The sequence below is a fragment of the Bacillus sp. FSL W8-1202 genome (genome assembly GCF_038006165.1).
GTDB classification, from domain to species: Bacteria; Bacillota; Bacilli; order Bacillales; family Bacillaceae; genus Bacillus; species Bacillus subtilis.
This window is the reverse complement of the sequence record NZ_JBBOUR010000001.1, coordinates 1378764-1398563: the sequence shown is the minus strand read 5'-3', so window position 1 is coordinate 1398563 and position 19800 is coordinate 1378764. Positions and strand designations below refer to the sequence as shown.

Below are 19800 nucleotides of genomic sequence, written 5' to 3'. Positions count from 1 at the left end.
TCCTCATTGATCGTCTCCATTATAGGAAATCATTGTTAAACGACTGTGAAGAAGTGTGAACCGATTGTAAGCGTTGAACATCAAAAACAGTTCTTCCCTCACAAGACTGCCGCTGAAACATGCCGAAATCTGGCTGAATGACGCGTTTTCTGCATATCCTGTCGTTTGCAAGCCGCCCATTCGAACTATTTTTCTTCACATGATCTTAAAAAAACAAAAACACCGAGCCATTTCGCAGAATGACTCAGTGCTTTATCAGTTATTTCGAAAACAATCTGCTGAAAAAGCCCTTCTTTTTCGGCTTTTCAGCAGGAGGCTCTTGTTCTCTTACAATCCCTTTTTCCTTCGCTTCTTTTAGCCAAAATGGAAATTCAGCAAGCAGAGCATCATAAAGCTCATCATCAGAAATGCGGTCAATCTCTTCGATATGCAGGAAGTTCGTGTTATCAATGACACGCCCTTCTAACGTATCCAGTTTATTGAGAAAATCAAAGTTTCCGTTTCCGATGCCGACAAACTGCCAGAACACCGGTTTATCAGAAGAAGCTTCAATTATCGGTTTGATTGACTTTTTACAGCCCCCGTCATTGATAAAAACAATGAAAGCAGGATACGAGCTCGGTTCCTCCGCAATATATTTGCGCAGCACGTCCTTCATGACTGGCGGCTCATCATTTCTGCCGAATTTATGCAAGCGGTCATTATTTAAAATTTCACGATCGACATAGCCCGAAAAATCCTTTTCTGAAACTGGCTTTAATCGGGAAAATTCATTATCATACACCCATACATCCAGCAAACCGTTATCATCAAACTGATCAGCCACTGCCAAAATCCGCTCCACCACATTTTGAACCGTCCCGTTTTTGTAGAGCGGTCTCATCGATCCCGTAATATCAAGAACCAGTCCAACACGAGCCGTCACCTTCGTTAACTGCTTTTTCTCCAGTACGATCTTTACACTTTTCTTTTGCAGGTCAATTGTTGCCATTCTGTCATCTCCGTCAGCTCTTTTTTTTCGATTATCTCACAGGAATATTTTGCATTGCATCTTTTCAAAGAAAAACACCGTTCAATTTGAACGGTGTCCTGTCTCTAAAATGTGTTATATACATTTTCACACGTCTCCGCCGTCGGCTCATAAAAGCAGTGTGACTTAAATCTGCCCACAAACGGCTGGTTATACCACTGGGCTGGACAGTCCCCCTGCGGCCTGAAGTACCATAAACTAAATTTTGCAGGCCAGTGCCTTTCACCATTAATCGACCGGCGTGCAAGGGCACGCTCGCTATCTCGCGCCCTTTGATAAAAATATCCATGACTCACAGCCTCAAACGCGTGTGGCTGATAGATCATCTGCCTGATGGTGCGGAGGCCTTTAAAATCTGAGCAATTCGCCCGCAGCCGATTAATTCCAACGTTGCCGACAAGCAGCATCCCCTTCTTGCCTTCACCTTCCGCTTCCGCTCTGAGCAGCCTTGCCATCAAATCGACATCCGCACTCGTTGCTTTCACGACCGCCATCACGTCACCTCCTCTTGATCTCTTTTCATCATATTTCATTACTTCAGAAGTGATGACGGAGGGACAGGAGAGTTTTTAAATTTATTCATCTAAAAACAGCAAACATAATGGGCTGTTGGGCATCAAAGCAGCGTCCGGTGCAGTACAAGCTTCACATTTCCGCTGTCGAAGCGCCGCAGCCTCAATTTCTGGATTCACATCATTGACCCCTCCCCAGCAGATTTGCACCCGTCTCCGAAAAGAAATAAGGTTTAACTTTTTACATTTGAGGAATTATACATAACAAATCAAATGACAAAAGGAGGAATTGTAATGACACATGTGAAAGCGCTCGCTATTAAAGGTATTATGACGATTATTGTGTTGTATCTGGTGCTTGGTCTGGGCTTTGGTTTCACGTTTGGTGATACGCTGCTAATGACGATTGTGTTAGGGGTTATTTCTTATTTGCTGGGCGATCTTTATGTATTGCCGAAATGGAATAATATGATTGCAACTTTGGCTGATTTTGGCTTGGCCTTTCTCGTGATCTGGCTGATGGGCATGCCGCTTTCTATGGGGATGACTGGCGGTAAAGTTGCATTGGCGGCTTTATTCGGCGCGACCGTCATGGCAATCAGTGAATATTGCTTCCATTTCTATATGATGAGAAAAGAGATTGGCAAGAAGCATTATCTTGAAACAAGAACAGACTCATAATAGAAAGGCCGGTGCTGACAGCATCGGCCTTTTATACATATTGGGCGCCTTTGTTTACGCATCCTGCTTGTCCGCATTCCTGATCGCCATGTAGGAAAAGAGCAATCCGAATGCCGCTAACGATAACGGGATATACACAACAGATGAAATCGAGAAGCCCGGACTTGTTGAACTGATGAGCATCACAATCACTACAGATGAAATGATGGTTGCCGGAACCGAGTGTTTACGCATTCCAAAAAAGATGGGAACTAAACTGGTTCCAGCGGCGCCAAAAGCGAAAACCGCCATTTTGACCGCCTGTTGAGAAATGATCTCGGAAGTAAGCTCTCCCGGTATGAAATGGTAGATCGAGTTTAGCCAAAAGAAACCGGCGGCTATGAGTATATTTGAAAGTAAAATCGTGATAAACGTCAGTCCGCCCGCGATCATGAGCTTAGCGGTGAGCAGCTTTTTACGGCTGATCGGGTACGTGAACATCACAAGAATGGTTTTGTTTTTATATTCCGAAATCACCAATTTTACGATCAGCACAGCGCCAAATACGATAAATACCGCTCTGACGAAGGTGCCGATGATGAGGAATGCTTCATCCGTGCTTTGGAACGAAACCCCGCCATCGGCTTTTTCGGAATAACTGATCAGCCACATAAAACCCATAATGATCACGTTGGCAATAAGGGCACCTCTGATATACCAGCCCATTTTCATTTTTCTTAATTCGATTCTGATCAAATTCATCAACGTGTCTCTCCTCCTTTACGCACTGATGCTATTGCCGTTGATCAATTTGATAAAATAATCCTCCAGCGACGTATACTTTTTGTTCATTGATTCAATGTCTACATCATTTAAAATCAATGCTTTGGATATGGCAGCCTGAGAGGCTTCAGCCTCGTAAATTCGAATCGTTTTCTCATTTAATATTTTAAAGTTGGTTAATTGCAGCTCTTTCTCCAGCACAAAGCAGGCCCTTGTCTGATTCGGCGTGACAAGCTCGATGTATTCAGTGTTCTGGCCTCTGACATCTTCCATTGACACCTCTTCTAGCAGCCTGCCGTCCAGAATGACGCCGATTGTGTCCGCGATTTGTTCGATTTCACCAAGCAGGTGGCTTGAGATCAGCAGTGTCATCCCGTACTCTTTGCTCAGCACTTGAAACAATTGCCTGATCTTTTTAATGCCGAGAGGGTCAAGACCATTCACCGGCTCATCCAAAATGAGCAGGTCCGGCTTCGTGAGGATGGCACGCGCAATTCCAAGGCGCTGCTTCATCCCGAGGGAAAAGGTTTTGACGGGTTTTTTGTCGATTTGTTTTAAATTCACCATATCCAGCACTTCTTGTATGGCTTTTTTATTGTGATATCCCATATATTCACAATGCAGATCTAAATTTTCTTCAGCTGTCAGGTTTTCATAAAAAATCGGATATTCAATCATGCTGCCGATGTTCCCCAGCACCTCATATGACGTGTGGGTGAACTTGTTCCCAAGAATGATGATTTCACCGCTTGTCGGTTTGACAAGGCTCGTCAGCATTTTCATAATGGTTGTTTTCCCCGCGCCGTTCGGGCCGAGAAAGCCGTAGATTTCACCTTTTTTAATATGCATGCTGACATTGGATACGACCTCTTTGCCCTGATATGTTTTGGTCAGCCCGTTTGTTTGTACGATATAAGTCAACTTTGTTTCTCCTTCCCTCTCTTTTCCTGTTTTCTATTGTAGCGGCGAGCCCTGTCATTTTTATTTCTCAAACCTTAAGAAATTCTTACGATTAATATGTCATTCGTTTCAATGTGATCGTAAATGCAGTCCGTTCGTACGGCTTGCTTTGGACGGATATGGTGCCTCCCATTTTTTCTGTAAGCCGTTTTGTGATGGTTAAACCCAGGCCGCTTCCTTGAAATGCTTTATTTCTGGATTCTTCAAGTGTGTACAGCCTCTCAAACACCCGCTGCTGATCGGTTTCACTAATCCCTTTTCCGCGATCCCAAACGGTGATGGCGATGTTCCTCTCATCATAAGACAGCGTCATGCCGATTAACTTGCCAGCCGCGCCATATTGAATCGCATTGGACAATAGGTTTTGCAGGATTCTGTCCAGTGCCTCTTCATTCGCCTGCGCATACACCGGCGTATCCGGGATATCGATGGCTGCTTGAAAGCCTTTTGACTGAACAGCGTCATAATAGTGCAGGATATTTCGTTTGCATATGTCGTTCATATGTACTTTGGTGATCGGGATGTCTTTATCTTCAGATTCTAATTTCGCTAAATCAAAAAAGGAATTGATCATCTGAATAAGTTCATTTGTTTTCTGGCGGAGCTTCCCCAGCAATCTTTCCCGCTCTTCGTCCGGCATGTTCGGGTCACTTTGAATGGCTTCGATATAACCGAGAATGACCGTTAACGGCGTTTTCAGGTCGTGCGACATATTGGTCAGCATCCGCTTCATGGATTGCTCTGTTTTGGCAAATTGGGCGCTGATCTGCTGACGATTCTCAACGATAAGATTGATGTTAACAAGCAAGCCTTTGAGCGCATGATCGTCTGTAGGAAGCAAAATTTGTCCTGCCGAATCCCGGCTGAGCATGTAGCTAAGCTGGTCAGCCGTGTAAGCCAGATTCCCGTCCCGCTTCTTTTTCATTATGAATTGAATCACATTCAGACACGCCAGAGCGATGACCCATAGCACTGTCATTCTAAAACTCTCCTAATTTATAACCGATGCCCCATAGCGTTTTAATATATTGAGGGGAGGAGGGGTCATCTTCAATCTTTTCTCTGAGCCGCCGCATATGTACGTTAATGATGTTCTGATCATCAAAGTACTCTTCATTCCAAACGGAACGGTAGATTTGTTCTTTCGTAAACACTTTTTTAGGATTTGATGCGAATAAGCACAGCAGCTGCCATTCTGTTGACGTCAGCTGGAGCGGCTCTCCGTTTTTCAAAACGGAAACATTGTCTATATCTATCGCAAGCTGGTGAATCCGGATCACCTTATTCACAGCCGGCTCCTCTGCCGAATATTGCGTCGCCCGCCGTATCGCGGCTTTTACTCTGGCTGTCAGCTCAATCATCGAAAACGGTTTGGCGATATAATCGTCCGCCCCAAAGCCCAGTCCCAATGCCTTGTCCACCTCTCCGTCTTTTGCCGAAATCATTAAGACCGGTATATTGCTTTTTTCCCGGATGATTTTCAGAAAATCCATGCCGTTCAGCTTCGGGAGCATGATATCAAGGAGGACCAAATCGTATGAACCCTGCTGAAACAGCCGGATGCCCTCTTCTCCGTCGAAGGCATGCACAATTCCAAAGCCTTCTTTTGTTAAATAATGATCCACCATTTCACTGATTGAGTGGTCGTCTTCTACAAGCAATATGCGCTGCATCTTCTCACCTAACCTTTACAAAATCAAAAAACACACACGTAATTACACTTATTGTAATTGAAAAACGTGTGTGTTTTATAAAAATTATTCATTTTTTCCTGTTTTCAGCTTCCTGTATTCCATGCCCGTAATGACAAAGAATACGGCAGCGCATCCAATGACTTGAATAAGCCGAAGCCGTTCACCGAGAAATAAAGCTCCATAGAAAATCGTCAGGATAGGCCCTGCCATTGAAATGGCGGCGGCTCGCTGTGCCCCGATTCGTTTTATGCCCTCAAGCATTAGCACAAATGGAATCACAGTGGTCACGACTGCAATTACCGCGAACAAACCATACATAGAAAGCGGATATGCTGCCATTGGCGTATTCATGCCAGCCGCCGATTTTATCCCTGTGTAAAGCATCATGGCAGCTCCAGCAGCTGTCATCCCGTATGCATTGAGACAGATCCCCCCGATTTGATGGACGAGATGCCCGGAAAGGACAAGATAACCAGCATAGACGGCCGAAGATAACAAAATGAATACAGCTCCAATCCTATTCGCCTGGAAAAGCTCAGCATTCCAGCCGCCCAGCGCCAAGAAAAGCCCAAACATGACCGCCAGAACTGCGAAAAGGTCCTGAATTGAGGACATTTTCCGGTCACGACACGCGGTGAATCCAAACACAAACAACGGATAGCTCATCAGCAATATACGTTCAACCATTGCGGATACATGGTTCAGCCCGATAAAATCAAGCAAGGGAGACAGAAAAAAACAAAGCACTCCCGCGCCACAAGCCTTCCATAGGTCTCCTTTTTTCTTACCGTCTGGCATTGGAGGACGGTATATTAAAAAAATCAGCCAAAACAGCGGAACAGCCAGCAGCTGCCTGTATAGCAGCACGGCATCTGGCTCAGCACCCATTTGGTATGCCCATTTTATCCAAATCGATTTAGACGCAAAACAAACTGTTCCGATCAGCAAAAAAATCGTACCTGCTGCGGCCTCACGAATCTTACTCTGCTCTTCTGCTCTCATCTCAGCTCAGCTTTTCTCCTTTACTTATTCAAATGCTTTTGGATAAAATCCAGAAGCGTATATCCTTGAGCAGTCAGAATAACACCTTTTCCGCTGCAGGCCGGGCAAGGTGTTCCTTCGATTTCTCCCGCTCTTTCACATTTAGGACATGCGACCTCAAGATCATCAGTTGCAATGACCGTTTGATATCCTCCTTTCTAACTCATCTGCTATGCCACCACCAGCCATCGTCCATTGGCCGTCACCTCCTTTAAGAAACACAAAAACCCCCGTCCTATGCAAAGGACGAGGGTCTCGCGGTACCACCTTTATTAACAGCTATACAGCCGTTCACTCTAAGTACAGAAAACCTATGTTTCGATACTCCTCTCTTGGTAACGGGGAGAGAAACCCGGCATCGCCTACTATTCGTTCAGCAAAGCAATTCAGAAGCCCATTCGGCATCAGGGGAGGATCGGTTCACACCTGCCACCGACTCTCTGAACCTCCATTCTGATGCGTACTTGCTCTTCCTCACGATTGTTGATCCGTTCTATTATTTGTAGAGTTTATAATACTCGGTTCATGAAACGAAGTCAATTCTTAATCCGATGTTACACCGAGTGCTTCCAGCGCCATATTGACGTGCTCCTCCTGCTGTGTTTGCAGAGCGAATTTAGCTATTTCCAACGGATATGCCGCTTGCATCTCTGAAATGTGTTCCTGCATTTTTGCCCATATTCGGCCGCCTGCTTGATCATAGTATTCAAGCAAACGGGCAGTTTCTTTTTCTCCGAAAATGGTTTGATAAAGAACAAAATCCTTAGCTGGGTCAGCAACCTTCGCTTCTGTCCAATCCAGAAGTCCTGTGACACGTTCATTTTGGTCGATAAGAATATGCGGGGGGTGGAGATCGCCGTGTATCAAAGAAGAGAAACCCGGCCAGTATGCATCATCATCTATCCACTTTTGCCATCTTTCCCAAAGCGTCGTAGATACGCCAAGCTTATTCTTCACATCAACCATAGAGTCTGCTGTCATTTGCCTGAAATCTTCTGGCCTTATCACTTCTATTCCGGATTGCCCAGCAGATATTTGATCCGTGCCATGTAATTCAGCCAGTATGCCAGCAAGTGTGCGGACAAAGTCGTCTGACGGCGGCTGATGATCCATATTCCATACATATTGCTTTTGTTCCAAATCAATTCCAGCAGCCGGCATTCCTTTTAACATGGGGTAAGCGATCAATTCCGGTGTATGAATTCTCCAATCCGGCACATCAGCAGTCAGATTCGCGCTGAGAAAGGCAAGCGTTATGCCTTCTGCAGATGCTCTTTCCACAACATCACTTCGCCGCGGTTTTCGCAGCACCCATGGCATACCTGTGTCGTCCTTGGCAAATACAACTTGAAAGTCCATTCCGGTTTCATTCAATTGCGCGTTCTCAGAATGAACCGTCAAACCTTGGCTGCGTGCAAGCCCGACAATCTCAGTGATAAGCTGTTTTTCGTTAAGGTTTGTCATCCCATTTCCCCTTTCTCATGCTCCGGCCTCCAGTAGAGAGAAGAGATGCTTGAAGGCACAAAAAAGGGCAGGCACGCCACCCTCTTTTTTGATAACCATATAAGGGCTCATACATAGGCGGATTCATCCTGATTCTCCCGCATTCAGGCGAGAGTTGTTCACTATTGAATTCGTGTCACTCGGAATCTAATGAATGCCATGCTGTAACCCCTCCGTTTCCTATACGCTGATTTTCACTTTACAGCATATTCCATATTTCCGCTATAAAAACATGAATCAAGTCACTGGAGCAGGATTAAACAAGCACAAATCATTATGAAGGCCCCAACGGTCAGCCCACGTTTGTTTGCGGCCGCTTGCCACATCCAAAATCGTCCTGAAGATTTCCCAGCCTACGTCTTCGATACTGGCCTCTCCTGTCGCGATTCGGCCGGCATTGATATCGATTAAATCAGCCCAATGCTCTGATAAGGAATGCCGCGTCGATACTTTCAGCACCGGCGCAGCAGCCAGGCCGTACGGTGTTCCCCTCCCTGTCGTAAACACCTGCAGATTCATGCCCGCAGCCAGCTGCAGGGTGCCGCACACAAAATCGCTTGCCGGTGTCGCCGCGAACAGCAGGCCTTTTTGTTCTGCTCTTTCACCAGGGCCGAGCACGCCGGAGATGGGGCTTGTGCCTGATTTCGCTACCGAACCTAACGCTTTTTCCACCACATTGGATAATCCGCCTTTTTTATTGCCTGGTGACGGGTTTGCGCTTCGGTCTGCGTCTCCCCGCAGAAGATAGCTGTCATACCACTTCATCTCTTTGATCAGTGATTGTCCGACCTCTTCACTGACAGCCCGCGGCGTTAATAAATGAATGGCATCCCGCACCTCTGTCACTTCAGAAAACAAAACCGTTGCACCTGCGCGAACCAATAAATCAGCCGCATACCCCACGGCAGGGTTCGCCGTTACGCCGGAAAACGCATCACTGCCGCCGCATTGCAGACCGATAACCAGATCCGAAACAGGGCATGACACCCGGGTTCTGCTGTTCAGCCTGATTAACCGTTCCTCCGCCATTTCCAAAATGGATTGGATCATCGCCGCAAAACCCCGGTGATCCTGGAGCGATAGAATGTCATCATCATTTTCGGAGGCAATTCTTTCCGGGAGGAGCTTTTCACATCCCAATCCGATGACCATTACTTCTCCGCCGAAGTTCGGATGCTTCGCAAGATTTTGAATCGTGCGGATCGGAATGACAGCGTCGGGCGCATTGATCGCCACGCCGCATCCGTATTGATGATGCAGCGGCACAACGTCATCGACATTTGGGTATTTCGGCAGCAGCTCTTCTTTTATTCGTTTGACTGCATAATTTAAAACGCCAACAACACATTGAACACTTGTCGTGATGCCGAGGATATTTTTTGTCCCCGCACTGCCATCCGCATTCCGGTATCCTTCAAACGTGTAGCCTTCAAGAGGCGGCCGCGGCTGCGGCACCCTGTTTGCGAGAGGAAGATCGTCTAACGCCGGAGGAGCGGGCATTCTCACGAGGGCTTCCCGTATCCAGCTCCCGCGTTTGATCGTCTCATCAGCAAATCCAATCACCTCTCCGTAACGCACGATCTCGTCCCCTTGATTAAGATCGGTGAGGGCCACCTTATGGCCTTGAGGAACATCCTCTTCAAGTACGAGCCCGCATGAGAAAACAGTGCCCTTTGGCAGTCCTCCATCATTTACAATAATCGCGGTGTTATCTATTTCATGCACTTTGATGTAAAGGGGCGCTTGGTTCTTCCTGAGGTTCATCGCCATATGAAAATCACTCCTCATAACTTAGTAAGCGTTTTCTAAATTGGTTTTAAAAAAACCGCAGCTCTTACGTTTCAACTGCGGTTGCTCACCATTATTTTTCATCCATTCCTTTTAGAATTTTGTCACGGACAAATTTCAGATGTTCATACATGTGGTAATGTGCTTTGTACGGATCTCTTTTGGCAAGGGCGTCGTAGATTTTTTTGTGATATTCGACCGTTACATCTCTCTCCCTGTACGGAATTTGGCTGTCAATTTTCGCATGGGTGATCAGCAGGGACTGAATCATCCCTTCAACGACGGGGTTATTGGCGCTTAACGCAATAATTCGATGGAACTCTTTATCCGCTTCACCATAATGATTGTCAGTGCTGTTGGCAATATCGTCGATCGTCTTCTGCAAACGCTGAAGCTCTTCCTCATTGATTTTTTCCGCGGCAATTGTCACGAGTCCGAGTTCTAGCGCCATCCGCGCTTCAATGATAGCCGGAAGATTATCAGTGGCCAAGGCAAGCATGACGGAAAATGGCTGCATGCCGATTTTATCGTTGAAATATGTGCCCCCTCGTGTTTTTCTCGTAATGACGCCCAGCGTTTCAAGTGAACTGAGTGCTTCCCGTAGCACCGGTCTGCTGACATGCAAAATGTCCATCAGTTCCATTTCTGTCGGCAATTTGTCTCCGGCCCTCAACTGTCCGCTCGATAATAAATGGACAATCCGTTCGATGACCTGCTTGGCTAATGTTTTCCGATTGACTGTATCGACTTTCAAATCCTCTAAACCTTCGTACACGAACAACTCTCCCTTCAGTTGTTCAATTGTAAGACAAAATAGCGGATATGACAATATTTACAATCAAACTTATCGCACAAGACACGGGCGCTTCCGGTCAAATTCCCAGTTGCTGATCAGGAACTGCATTGGGATCGCGTCATTCCGTGCGCCTAAATTCATTTTCCGGTAGATCTCATGCGCTTTTTCCACTTGTTCCATATCAATATCGACGCCTAGTCCAGGCTTATCCGGCACCTTGACACAGCCAGAAGAAATCTCAAAAGGCTGTTTCGTTAATCGCTGCCCGTCCTGCCAGATCCAATGGGTATCAATCGCCGTGATCCGCCCCGGAGCCGCTGCTGCCACATGGGTAAACATCGCAAGGGAAATATCAAAGTGGTTGTTGGAGTGCGAGCCCCATGTCAAACCCCAATCATGGCACATTTGCGCAACCCGCACCGACCCTTGCATCGTCCAAAAATGCGGATCAGCCAGCGGTATATCGACCGCATGGAGCTGAATCGCGTGATCCATTTCCCGCCAGTCAGTCGCAATCATATTTGTCGCAGTCGGAAGCCCTGTCGCGCGGCGGAATTCAGCCATTACTTCACGAGCAGAGTAGCCATTCTCATCCCCGCACGGATCTTCCGCATACGCGAGCACATCTTGCTTTCCTTTGCATAATGCAATAGCTTCCTCTAATGACCATGCTCCGTTCGGATCAAGAGTGATCCTTGCCTCTGGAAAACGTTTCGATAATGCGGTAACAGCTTCGATTTCCTCTTCTCCCCGCAGCACCCCGCCTTTCAACTTGAAATCCTGAAAGCCATAGCGCTCCTGTGCGGATTCGGCAAGACGCACAATGGCCTCCGGCGTCAGCGCTTCCTCATGGCGCAGACGGAACCACGCACAATCTGACTGCTCATCGCTTTGATACGGCAAGGTCGTCCGCTTTCGGTCGCCGATGTAAAAGAGGTAACCGAGCATTTTTACTTCATCACGCTGCTTCCCTTCGCCCAGCAAAGCCGCGACCGGTTCCTGAAGAAACTTTCCAAGCAAATCCAACAAAGCCGCTTCCAGTGCGGTGACGGCGTGCACAGTGGTGCGCAAATCAAACGTCTGGTTTCCTCGCCCTCCCCTGTCCTGATCGCCAAACTGCTTTCTGACCGTTTGCAATATCGCCTGGTACGCACCGATAGATTTTCCGACAACAAGCGGCTCTGACAGCTCCAGTGTGCGGCGAATATGCTCTCCGCCAGGCACCTCGCCGACTCCCTGATTTCCGCTGCTGTCTGTTAAGATTACGATATTCCGGGTAAAAAACGGGCTGTGTGCTCCGCTTAGATTCAGCAGCATGCTGTCATGTCCCGCAACAGGAATCACCTTCATTTCAGAAATTGAGGGAATATTCGATCTTTTTTCTTTTTGAACCTGCTCTTGTATCGGTGAACTCATGCATTTTCCTCCCTTTATAAAGCGCTTTCATAAATATTAGACAGGCAACGATTGATCGGGGTCTTGTTCTTGTTTCTTTAACACGACCCGTTTGATCGGCCCGACCAGCAGCAAATAGCTGAGGATCGCCGCAATCGCGTTAGCGCCGACAAACACAAGCGCGCCATTGAAAGATCCAGTGGCATTGACAATGTATCCGATAATAATCGGTGTTGTAATTGAGGCAATATTCCCGAAAGTGTTGAACAAACCGCCGCTTAATCCTGCACATTCTTTCGGAGACGTGTCCGACACGACAGCCCAACCCAATGCGCCGAAGCCTTTTCCGAAAAACGCGAGCGACATAATGACAACGACGAGCCATGCTGAATCTGTGTAGTTACAGACAATCATACTGCAAGACAGCAGCATGCCGGCAATGATTGGCACTTTTCTTGCAAAGGTCAGTGAACGGCCTTTTTTGAGTAAGATGTCTGACACAATGCCCCCAAGGACGCCGCCGGCAAATCCGCACAGCGCCGGCAGGGAAGCGACAAACCCAGCTTCAAGAATAGACATGCCGCGGGCCTGAACCAAATATACCGGAAACCATGTGAGAAAGAAATAGGTGAGAGTCGTAATACAGTATTGCGCGATGTACACGCCAATCAGCATGCGGTTCGTTAACAGCTGTTTGATATACGGCCATTTCGATTCTGTTTCTTGTTTGCTTTTACTGTCATCCATGGAAATCAGCCCGCCGCCCTGTTCGATGTACGCAAGCTCAGCTTCATTAACCTTTGGGTGTTTTTTCGGTTCATACACCGTTTTTAGCCAGATGACAGCCAGAAGAATGCCCGCAATACCCATGACAACGAAGACGGAATGCCAGCCGAAAGAGTGGGTAAGCCAGCCCATTAAAGGAGAAAAAATGACGATTGCGAAGTATTGTGCTGAATTAAAAAAGGCTGAAGCTGTCCCGCGCTCGGAGCTTGGAAACCATGAAGCAACAACTCTGCCGTTTCCGGGAAATGAAGGCGCTTCTGATAAACCAACCAGAAAACGCAGTGCAAACAGCAGGATAATCGCTGTGCCGGCGGAGAAAAAGCCAATCGCCCCTTGCAGCAGCGTAAAAAACGACCAGAAAAAGATGCTTAACGCAATGATAGTCTTTGAACCAAAACGGTCCAGCAGCCAGCCGCCCGGAAGCTGTCCGATGACATAGGCCCAGCCAAAGGCAGAAAAGACATATCCCATGGCGACCGAGTCCAATCCCAAATCGTGCTGGACGGAATCGCCGGTGATGGAAAGCGTCGCTCGATCCGCGTAGTTAATAGAGGTCACAAGAAACAGCATAAACACGATGAACCAGCGCACGGACGTTTTTTTGCCCGCCGGTGTAACATTCGCAAAGTCTTTTTTCATAGTATCTTCTCCTTTTCAAAGTAGAGAATCATATGCTGGCTGTGATAAAGCTGGGAAAGAGACGCATGCCTCTTTCCAGCACCATTACGGCTTCACAAAAACGGTTTTGATCGCTGTGAAAAAGTCCTTCGCTGCCTCACCCTGTTCTCGGGAGTGGGAGCTCGACTGCTTCATGCCGCCAAAGGGAGCCTGCAGCTCAACACCTGCGCTTTCTGCATTGATCCGAACCAGTCCGGCATCGATTTTATCAATGAAAGAAAGCATTCGGCCGATGTTTTCCGTAAAGATGGATGCACTTAAACCAAACTTCACATCATTGGCGATGTTCAGCGCCTCCTCCATCGAGCCCACCTTGATCAAGGCGATCACCGGACCGAAAATTTCCTCCTGGGCAATTGTCATCTCAGATGTCACATTGTCAAAGATGGCAGGCTGAACATAATAGCCGTTTTGATACTTTCCGTTCTCCAGCTTTTCTCCTCCTATTAAAAGGGAAGCCCCCTCCTGTTTGCCTTTCTCAATGTATGACAGGCAGTTATCAAGCTGATTCTTGCTGGCAATCGGCCCCATCCAGACATCCTCTTTTAAGCTGTCTCCGATTGTAATATCTTTTGTGCGCTGGAGCAGTTTTTCTTTAAAGCGCTCGTAAATTCCGCTTTGTACGATGACACGGCTTGTCGCGGTGCATTTCTGGCCGGTTGAACGGAAGGCCCCCGTTATGACAGCTTCTGCCGCAGCTTCAAGGTCAGCGTCATCAGCTACGATGACAGGGTTTTTGCCGCCCATCTCAAGCTGATATTTGGCTCCCCTCGCTAAAGCGGCTTGCCCGATGATTTTTCCGACTTGATTTGAACCGGTAAACGTAACGGCGTTTACACCGTCATGCTCAGCAAGCCCCTGCCCGACAACAGAACCCGGGCCTGTCACCAAATTGATGACCCCTGCCGGGAGCCCCGCTTCCTCAAAGCAGGCAATGATCTTCGCGCATGTCACAGCTGTTTCTGTCGCCGGTTTGATGACAACGGTATTGCCGTATACCAATGCCGGCGCCATTTTCCAAATCGGAATCGCCACTGGGAAGTTCCACGGAGAAATCACACCGACCACACCGAGCGGAACACGGTTGGTAAACATGAGCGCGTCTTTGTCAGTAGACGGAATGACGTCACCCGTTTTTCGCATGCCCTCTCCGGCGTAATAGCGCAGAATGGCAATCCCCCGGGCTGTTTCTCCCTTCGCTTCCGGCAATGTTTTACCCATTTCACGCGTTGCACAGGCGGCGATTTCCTCTAAGCGCTGCTCCATGATATCCGCTGTTTTGTATAAGTATTGGCCGCGCTCGGCACCCGTCAGCTTTCTCCAAGCCGTTTTGGCTTCATTGGCGGCGGCGACGGCACGTTCCACATCTTCAGCCGTTGAATTCTGTACATATCCGACAATGTCATTCACATCGGCAGGGTTTTCGACCTTGACCATATCGCCTGATTGAGACTTAACCCACTCTCCGTTAATAAAATTGAGATACGTGTTTTGTTCCGTGATCACAGACATGCCCATTGCCCCTTTCGTGTTTTTTCTGGTCAAACCGTCGCGGCTTTTTTCGGAAAACGGTCAGCCGCCTGCTTCAAAATTGCTTCCAATTGCTGATAATGATCTTTTTCAACCGGGCCGACAGGCGGTCTGGCTGTATTCCTTACATTCAAACCCATGATTTCCATACCGGCTTTAATCAAGGATACGGCGTAGCCTTTTCGTTGTTTGCGAATGTCGTTGATCGGCAGAATCACATGCCGATAGAGTTCCTTCACAAGCTCGTCATTTCCGTTTTTCAATGCATCATAGAACATTCGCGAAATATGCGGGATATAATTTGAAATCGCTGAAGAGTAAGAGTGGAACCCGATCGGCAGATAAGCCGGCATCGTCACTTCAGCCATCGGCATTCCGTTGAGCCATCCTAAGCGGTCGCCGATCGTATAGACGAGGTTGATATTCAAATCCATATTTCCTACCCCGTCTTTGACACCGACAAGCTGTTCACATTCGGTCAGACGTTTGATCTGTTCAACAGAGAGAACGGCGTTATCGCGCTGATAAAGAATCGCGTTCAAGTCAGTGCTTTCAATAATCATTTTCGCATACTGGTACAGCCCCTCCTGTTCGCCATGCACCAAATACGGAGGCAGGATCAAGTAGCCGTCGGCGCCTTTTTTCTCCGACAGCTGCGCCCAATCAAGCGCTGTGCTGAGGTTGCCGCCCACCCCCGTGTAGACCGGCACCTTTCCTCCGGCTGCCGAGACTGCGACTTCCACCATTTGCTCATATTCCTTCTGGCTGAGAGATTGGAATTCACCAGACCCGCAAGCGATAAATATCGCTTCCAAGCCCTCATTCAGCAAAAACTCAATGTTTTGAAAAAGAGCTTCTTCCTCCAGTTTTCCTTGTGTGTTAAAAGGAGCAACCGGAAAACCTAAAATTCCAGCGGGTGCTTTTCTGATACGGCTCATCAACATAACCTCCTGTTATTTGTGTATACAGCCTCTATCTGTAAGCGCTATTATTAATTTTTCTTTCACATCCGCTCCTTCCCATATATCCTTTTGTTTAATTGTAAGACAAATAAACAATAAGTCAATATCTTTATTTTCTGATAATTTATAAAAAAGCGGTAAATCACTGTCCGTCCGGGATTCTGCGCAGCAAAAAAACAGCCTGGTCAGCCGGCTGTTTGGTTTATATCCTTCTTTGTTTCATCGTCTCATGCAAAAGCTTTGCTTCCAAAAAAAACACGTGGATGAATTTTTTCATATTTATTCTAGCAGGTGCAAGGGGTTTTGCATCCTTGGATTGGAGTTCTTTTATTTTCTGGCTGACAACCGGAAAATCAAAGAATTTCGATGCATAGGTTTCAAATTTTGGATTCGAAAAATCAGTTGTGCCCAATGAAGCAAAATGGTGCAGCGAATGAATAATCGCTCTGCGGATACGCTGCTCCGAGGCTTTCATTTCGCGATTGACTTCCGTCTGTGAGGCCCCTGTCCCCAGCTTCCGTACCGCTACTTGGGTGAATATTTGTTTTAGCGAAGGGCTTTGTTTTTCGTGCGGCTCGGATTGCTCGTGTTCTGCTAAATACTGCAGGACCGCCATGAGATCATGTGCGCCGCCTTCTCCCATCATGCCCAGCTCGGACAACAGGAATGTTCCTGCCTCTTTTAAACCGCTGTCACTCTTCTGCTGGGGACGCGCTTTCCGTTCAGTCCGATTGACAAGCCGGCTTAGAGAATGCTGAATGGCTCCAATCGAGTGTTCAAGCTCGATCCGCTCCTTCACCTTTTGGAGAACCGTGACAATTTCAATGCGGTTAATCGGCTTATGGATAAAATATTCGATGCCGAGCGAGTACGCTTCCCCGACCATTTCCTTCGCCTCCACTTGAGAGATCATTATGATTTTGCCGGAGTACGTATTCTGGATCTGACGAATCGTCTCAATGCCGTCTCTTCCGGGCATTAACAGATCGATTAATAAAATATCAATCTGCTTAAATTGCAGCATATGCCCTTCCACTTGGCTTCCGTCGTCAGCTTCACCAACAGCTTCCCCGAGATCTTCGTCCTCAATGATCTGCCTTAAAATTGACCGCACCGCACGGTCATCATCTGCAATAAAAAAACGCATAGCTTTCGGTTCACCCTTTCTGAATCAAATGCCGGACAGGCAGCCTGATGGCAAACACCACTCCCCGCTGCTGATTATCAAACGTGATATCCCCTTCTAGCTCAGTCACGATTTCCTTTACGTAGGAAAGTCCGATACCCGTAGAAGGCGTGCCAAATTCGTCATATTTTGAAGTAAAGCCCGGGTCAAACACAATGTCTCCGATTTTCTCGGAAATCCCGGGGCCATTGTCTTCCACCTGGAATTCTACCATACTCTCATTTGGCTTACGGAGCCTCAGGCTGACCATTCCCTCTTCATCCATAGCCTCTACCGCATTTGCTGTTAGATTATTAATGATCGAAAGCACGATAAATACGTGATATTCGTCATGCTCTCCCTCGATCGAGCAGTAAAAATCAATCTGCTTCCCTAGTGCTTCAGCGTACTTTTCATTCATTCGAATCACGAGCTGCAGCAAATCAGAAGCCCTCATATAATCTCTCAAACTCTCATTCGAAATCAGTTTTGAAAGCCCTGCGAATATCCGCTGGTTGTCCTTTTTCACTTCATGAATCTCTCCGGCCAGTCTCAGGATTCTGCCGCTCAGCTGAACATCCTTGCCCTTCATTTCCCGATAGAACTGATACGAATCGTTTGTCACTTTCTCTGTCGTTTTCAATGTCTTTTTTAGGTGCACCGTTTCTTCATATAAATTGGAAACGATCATCAGCATGTGCTCGTGCTGCTGCCTTGTCTGTTTTTCTCTCGATTGTGTTTCATACAGCTTCAGCACACTATAAAAGCTCATCACAATAAATGTGTGAGAAATCGCAATCACCGCAATGTCAGTGATTTTCTCAGGCGTGACAACCGTATGAAAAATGAGAAATTGCACAGCCAGCTCGACACAATCTGACACAACTTCAATCATAAACCCAATGAAACCGAGCATAATCGGCCGTTCACGGAAACGATTGGCCTTTAATATGGAAAACAGACAGGCGTAAGTCATATAAAAGAAAAAGCCAGACGCTTGATCATACAGAATCGGAGTCAGTCCATTGTGTCCTCCGCCCCATAATTCCAGAAAGACGCGAAAGATGAAAACAGCCGCTCCAGTCAGAAAACCCGGCAGCACAGCGGGCACATGCCGCAACAATGATAAAAAGAAGAAAAAAACCGGTGCCCCAAAGCTGACCCGGAATTCTTCATTGAGGGGATAAAATTTCAGTTCACCGGCCAGCGGCACCGTAATCAGCATCAGGGCCAATATATATCCGTCTTTTTCAATAAACCGTTCCAGTTTTATGTTGATCACATCCTCGCTTTTTATTTTGGGGAATCGGGAGAAAACCTGCAAATTGCTTTTGACCCAGAACATGAGGTTTTTATAAATCTTACTGCTTATTTTCAAAATGTTTTTGTCGTATTTTGTATGATTCTGTAGTCTCCATTATACAGTAATTATACCTTCCGCTATTATGAAAGCGTTTAACGCCCCTTTAGCCTTCGTTTTGATACACCTCAGTCCTTTAAGAAAAAAATCAGTGAGGAGGAATTCGATGAAAGAATTGATAAAAGAGCACCAGAAAGACATAAACCCGGCGTTACAGCTTCATGATTGGGTTGAATACTATCGCCCTTTTGCCGCCAATGGACAAAGCGCAAACTATATCCCCGCATTAGGAAAAGTCAATGATTCACAGCTCGGCATCTGTGTATTGGAGCCTGATGGAACGATGATACACGCCGGCGACTGGAACGTCTCTTTTACCCTGCAAAGCATTTCAAAAGTGATTAGCTTTATTGCCGCCTGCATGAGCCGCGGCATTCCCTATGTGCTTGACCGCGTAGATGTCGAGCCGACAGGCGACGCCTTTAATTCAATCATTCGGCTCGAAATCAACAAGCCGGGAAAGCCCTTCAATCCCATGATCAACGCGGGTGCCCTCACCATCGCTTCGATCCTTCCCGGAGAATCGGCATACGAAAAGCTCGAGTTTCTTTACTCGGTGATGGAAACTTTGATAGGAAAACGGCCGAGAATTCATGAGGAAGTATTCCGTTCTGAATGGGAAACCGCCCACCGCAACAGAGCGCTGGCCTACTATTTAAAAGAAACAAACTTTTTAGAAGCTGAAGTAGAAGAAACACTTGAGGTGTACTTGAAGCAATGCGCTATGGAGAGCACCACAGAAGATATTGCGTTGATCGGCCTGATCCTTGCTCATGACGGGTATCATCCGATTCGACACGAGCAGGTGATTCCAAAAGATGTGGCAAAATTGGCCAAGGCATTAATGCTGACGTGCGGCATGTACAACGCTTCAGGCAAATATGCGGCGTTTGTCGGCGTGCCGGCCAAAAGCGGCGTCTCCGGCGGCATCATGGCGCTGGTGCCTCCAAGCGCCAGAAGAGAACAGCCTTTTCAATCCGGATGCGGCATCGGCATTTACGGGCCTGCCATTGATGAATACGGCAACAGCCTCACTGGCGGTATGCTGCTGAAGCATATGGCGCAGGAGTGGGAGCTCAGCATTTTTTAAATATGAA

21 protein-coding genes and 1 other annotated feature are annotated in these 19800 nt (G+C 47.2%); of the genes, 3 read left to right on the top strand and 18 right to left on the bottom strand.

The window, feature by feature from the left end; all coding sequences use genetic code 11:
- Window positions 1-3 precede the first annotated feature (3 nt).
- The 3 genes from NSQ09_RS07385 to cwlJ form a co-directional block, all read right to left on the bottom strand.
- Window positions 4-180 carry a hypothetical protein gene (locus NSQ09_RS07385; protein WP_041053096.1) on the bottom strand — a complete coding sequence of 59 codons (177 nt, stop codon included), beginning with the start codon at window positions 178-180 and terminating at the stop codon, window positions 4-6.
- A gap of 79 nt (window positions 181-259) precedes the next feature.
- Window positions 260-991, bottom strand: a complete 732-nt coding sequence (locus tag NSQ09_RS07380; RefSeq protein ID WP_041053098.1) for a vWA domain-containing protein — start codon at window positions 989-991, stop codon at window positions 260-262.
- A gap of 104 nt (window positions 992-1095) precedes the next feature.
- The gene (gene cwlJ / locus NSQ09_RS07375; RefSeq protein ID WP_017695007.1) at window positions 1096-1524 is read right to left on the bottom strand and encodes a cell wall hydrolase CwlJ; all 429 of its coding nucleotides are present in this window, start codon (window positions 1522-1524) and stop codon (window positions 1096-1098) included.
- Between the two features lie 312 nt (window positions 1525-1836).
- Here cwlJ and NSQ09_RS07370 point away from each other — a divergent pair, with 312 nt between their 5' ends.
- Both NSQ09_RS07370 and NSQ09_RS07365 read left to right on the top strand, forming a co-directional pair.
- A complete protein-coding gene (locus NSQ09_RS07370; RefSeq protein WP_017695005.1) occupies window positions 1837-2223 on the top strand; it encodes a YndM family protein in 387 nt (128 codons plus the stop codon).
- A complete protein-coding gene (locus NSQ09_RS07365) occupies window positions 2183-2317 on the top strand; it encodes a hypothetical protein (RefSeq protein ID WP_121591398.1) in 135 nt (44 codons plus the stop codon). The genes NSQ09_RS07370 and NSQ09_RS07365 overlap by 41 nt, the downstream gene beginning before the upstream one ends.
- On the opposite strand, the gene NSQ09_RS07360 is transcribed toward NSQ09_RS07365, so the two are convergent.
- The 15 genes from NSQ09_RS07360 to glnK all read right to left on the bottom strand — a co-directional run bounded on the left by NSQ09_RS07360 (window position 2278) and on the right by glnK (window position 18508).
- Window positions 2278-2964: an ABC transporter permease gene (locus tag NSQ09_RS07360; protein WP_072557083.1), complete on the bottom strand. Its 687-nt coding sequence runs from the start codon at window positions 2962-2964 to the stop codon at window positions 2278-2280. The genes NSQ09_RS07365 and NSQ09_RS07360 overlap by 40 nt on opposite strands.
- A gap of 18 nt (window positions 2965-2982) precedes the next feature.
- On the bottom strand, window positions 2983-3906 hold the full coding sequence (locus NSQ09_RS07355) for an ABC transporter ATP-binding protein (RefSeq protein ID WP_017695003.1): 924 nt from the start codon (window positions 3904-3906) through the stop codon (window positions 2983-2985).
- 91 nt (window positions 3907-3997) lie between these two features.
- A complete protein-coding gene (gene ycbM / locus NSQ09_RS07350; RefSeq protein WP_017695002.1) occupies window positions 3998-4924 on the bottom strand; it encodes a two-component system sensor histidine kinase YcbM in 927 nt (308 codons plus the stop codon).
- Window position 4925: 1 nt separating this feature from the next.
- The gene (ycbL, locus tag NSQ09_RS07345) at window positions 4926-5606 is read right to left on the bottom strand and encodes a two-component system response regulator YcbL (protein ID WP_080031038.1); all 681 of its coding nucleotides are present in this window, start codon (window positions 5604-5606) and stop codon (window positions 4926-4928) included.
- Between the two features lie 96 nt (window positions 5607-5702).
- On the bottom strand, window positions 5703-6641 hold the full coding sequence (locus NSQ09_RS07340; RefSeq protein ID WP_144459021.1) for a DMT family transporter: 939 nt from the start codon (window positions 6639-6641) through the stop codon (window positions 5703-5705).
- Window positions 6642-6661: 20 nt separating this feature from the next.
- Complete coding sequence (gene rtpA / locus NSQ09_RS07335) at window positions 6662-6817, bottom strand: anti-TRAP regulator (RefSeq protein ID WP_144459033.1); 156 nt, start codon at window positions 6815-6817, stop codon at window positions 6662-6664.
- Between the two features lie 102 nt (window positions 6818-6919).
- Window positions 6920-7167, bottom strand: a binding site (T-box leader).
- 56 nt (window positions 7168-7223) lie between these two features.
- Window positions 7224-8144 carry a macrolide 2'-phosphotransferase MphK gene (mphK, locus tag NSQ09_RS07330; protein ID WP_144459019.1) on the bottom strand — a complete coding sequence of 307 codons (921 nt, stop codon included), beginning with the start codon at window positions 8142-8144 and terminating at the stop codon, window positions 7224-7226.
- Window positions 8145-8420: 276 nt separating this feature from the next.
- Complete coding sequence (gene garD / locus NSQ09_RS07325) at window positions 8421-9953, bottom strand: galactarate dehydratase (protein ID WP_144459017.1); 1533 nt, start codon at window positions 9951-9953, stop codon at window positions 8421-8423.
- Between the two features lie 91 nt (window positions 9954-10044).
- Window positions 10045-10746, bottom strand: coding sequence for a FadR/GntR family transcriptional regulator (locus tag NSQ09_RS07320; protein WP_003246338.1), 702 nt, complete (start codon window positions 10744-10746; stop codon window positions 10045-10047).
- Between the two features lie 69 nt (window positions 10747-10815).
- Window positions 10816-12183 (bottom strand): glucarate dehydratase, encoded by a 1368-nt coding sequence (gene gudD, locus NSQ09_RS07315; protein ID WP_144459015.1) that lies wholly within the window; start codon window positions 12181-12183, stop codon window positions 10816-10818.
- 36 nt (window positions 12184-12219) lie between these two features.
- Entirely contained in the window at window positions 12220-13587 is a 1368-nt protein-coding gene (gene gudP, locus NSQ09_RS07310) for a glucarate transporter GudP (RefSeq protein ID WP_014475680.1), read from the bottom strand.
- Between the two features lie 84 nt (window positions 13588-13671).
- The gene (gene gucD, locus NSQ09_RS07305; protein WP_017694997.1) at window positions 13672-15138 is read right to left on the bottom strand and encodes an alpha-ketoglutaric semialdehyde dehydrogenase GucD; all 1467 of its coding nucleotides are present in this window, start codon (window positions 15136-15138) and stop codon (window positions 13672-13674) included.
- Window positions 15139-15167: 29 nt separating this feature from the next.
- A complete protein-coding gene (kdgD, locus tag NSQ09_RS07300; RefSeq protein ID WP_017694996.1) occupies window positions 15168-16094 on the bottom strand; it encodes a 5-dehydro-4-deoxyglucarate dehydratase in 927 nt (308 codons plus the stop codon).
- Between the two features lie 226 nt (window positions 16095-16320).
- Window positions 16321-17265, bottom strand: coding sequence for a glutamine utilization two-component system response regulator GlnL (gene glnL / locus NSQ09_RS07295; RefSeq protein ID WP_014478705.1), 945 nt, complete (start codon window positions 17263-17265; stop codon window positions 16321-16323).
- 10 nt (window positions 17266-17275) lie between these two features.
- Window positions 17276-18508: a two-component system sensor histidine kinase GlnK gene (glnK, locus tag NSQ09_RS07290; RefSeq protein ID WP_072592621.1), complete on the bottom strand. Its 1233-nt coding sequence runs from the start codon at window positions 18506-18508 to the stop codon at window positions 17276-17278.
- A 301-nt stretch (window positions 18509-18809) separates the two neighbouring features.
- Here glnK and NSQ09_RS07285 point away from each other — a divergent pair, with 301 nt between their 5' ends.
- The gene (locus tag NSQ09_RS07285) at window positions 18810-19793 is read left to right on the top strand and encodes a glutaminase (RefSeq protein WP_076458359.1); all 984 of its coding nucleotides are present in this window, start codon (window positions 18810-18812) and stop codon (window positions 19791-19793) included.
- The last annotated feature ends 7 nt before the right edge of the window (window positions 19794-19800 follow it).